The 1,618-nt window shown below is 70.0% G+C and carries 1 protein-coding gene and 2 pseudogenes; 1 reads left to right on the top strand and 2 read right to left on the bottom strand.

Features of this window, described 5'->3' with window-relative positions:
* A pseudogene (locus V5E28_RS48935) lies at positions 1-318 on the bottom strand (phospholipid carrier-dependent glycosyltransferase); the annotation flags it as partial.
* A 10-nt stretch (positions 319-328) separates the two neighbouring features.
* Entirely contained in the window at positions 329-1,198 is an 870-nt protein-coding gene (rsmI, locus tag V5E28_RS48930) for a 16S rRNA (cytidine(1402)-2'-O)-methyltransferase (protein ID WP_442946021.1), read from the bottom strand.
* A 57-nt stretch (positions 1,199-1,255) separates the two neighbouring features.
* Between rsmI and V5E28_RS48925 the strand changes: the two are divergent.
* Positions 1,256-1,618: pseudogene (locus V5E28_RS48925) on the top strand (phospholipid carrier-dependent glycosyltransferase); the annotation flags it as partial.

The raw sequence follows: 1,618 nt of genomic DNA, 5'->3' as shown, positions 1-1,618 counted from the left end.
ATGGGCCACGTAGGAGGCGCACTCGGAGACGTCGGGGCACTGTTTGAAGACGTCCAGGTCGCCGGCGAGCAGGCGACGGTCGGCGATCGGGTTCTTGGCGTCGCCGAGCATGGCCCGTTCGGCGCCGTACCTCAGCAGCGCGAAGGCGTCCTTGGCGTAGTAGGTCTCGTCGAAGACGACGGCCTTGGGTTCTCCGAGCCTGAAGAAGCGGAGGATCCCGCCGAAGACGGCGACCAGCAGCGGCCCCAGCCACCCCCACAGGGCGCCTTCCTGCATCGGCGGGACGAGCTTGTGTCGCGAAACCCCCCAGTTCTTCACGAAGCGCACACTATGGCGTTGCGGATCTCCTGTGAACCGCGTCGTACAGCTCCCGTTTGGGCATCCCGGCGCCCTTGGCGACGTCCGCGACGGCGGCCTTGGGCAGCTCACCCGCGGCCACCCGGCGGTCGACCTCAGCCACCAGGCCGGCCACGTCGAGCTCGCCCGCACCGGCGACGTGACCGGCTACCACGACGGTGATCTCACCCTTGACGCCCGCCGCCGCCCACTCGGCCAGCTCGCCGAGGCCACCGCGCCGGACCTCCTCATAGGTCTTGGTCAGCTCGCGGCAGACGGCCGCCTGGCGGCCCGCGCCGAACGCCTCGGCCATCGCCTCCAGGCAGCTGTGCAGCCGGTGCGGCGCCTCGAAGAACACCATGGTGCGCTCCTCCTCGGCCAGGCCCGACAGGCGGCGGGCCCGGTCCCCCGCCTTGCGCGGCGGAAAGCCCTCGAAGCAGAACCTGTCGCTGGGCAGCCCTGAGACGGCCAGGGCGGTGGTGACGGCGCTCGGCCCCGGCAGCGCGGTGACCGTGATGCCCGCCTCGACGGCCAGGTGGGTGAGGCGGTAGCCGGGGTCGCTGACGCCCGGCATGCCCGCGTCGGTGATGACCACCACCGTGCGTCCCTCCTTGAGCGCCTCCACCAGCTCCTGGGCGCGGCCGGCCTCGTTGGCGTCGTAGTAGGACACGACGCGCCCGCCGATCTCCACGCCCAGCTCGTTCGCCAGCCTGCGCAGCCTCCTCGTGTCCTCGGCGGCGACCACGTCGGCGCTGCCCAGCACCTGCCTGAGCCTCGGCGAGACGTCGCCCACCTGGCCTATCGGGGCCCCTGCCAGCACCAGCCTGCCGTCGTTCGTCACCCGGCCATTGTTGCAGGGCATCCCCTTTGAGCCGTGTTTCTTGGGTAACCACCGGCTTCAGCCCCGTACGATGTCCGAATGGCGGTGACCGATTTCCCGTACCAGACCTCTGGCGGGCCGGAGGCTGACCCCAGCGGTCCCCGCACGCCTTCGGTGCGCGACCGGATGATCCCGCCGATGCGCGGCAGCGTGCTGTGGGGCTGGCTGGGGCCGCTGCTGATCACCCTTTTCGGGGGAATTCTCCGATTCATCAACCTGGGGCATCCCAACGCGGTGGTCTTCGACGAGACCTACTACGCCAAGGACGGCTTCTCGCTGATCACCTGGCTCGTCGAGCGGACCACGATCAAGGACGCCGACAAGGCCATCCTCGGCGGCAACACCGACATCTGGCAGAAGTGCACCGACAACCTCGACGCGTGCGCCTCCTACGTCGTCCAC

Origin of the sequence: Nonomuraea sp. LPB2021202275-12-8, from assembly GCF_037044575.1 — a bacterium.
Lineage (GTDB): Bacteria > Actinomycetota > Actinomycetes > Streptosporangiales > Streptosporangiaceae > Nonomuraea.
The sequence above is the reverse complement of the archived record's forward strand: the minus strand, read 5'-3'. Positions and strand labels throughout refer to the sequence as shown.

Coding starts and splice junctions, on each gene's coding strand:
- rsmI (WP_442946021.1), bottom strand. CDS start 1,198: ATGCCCTGCAACAATGGCCGGGTGACGAACGACGGCAGGCTGGTGCTG.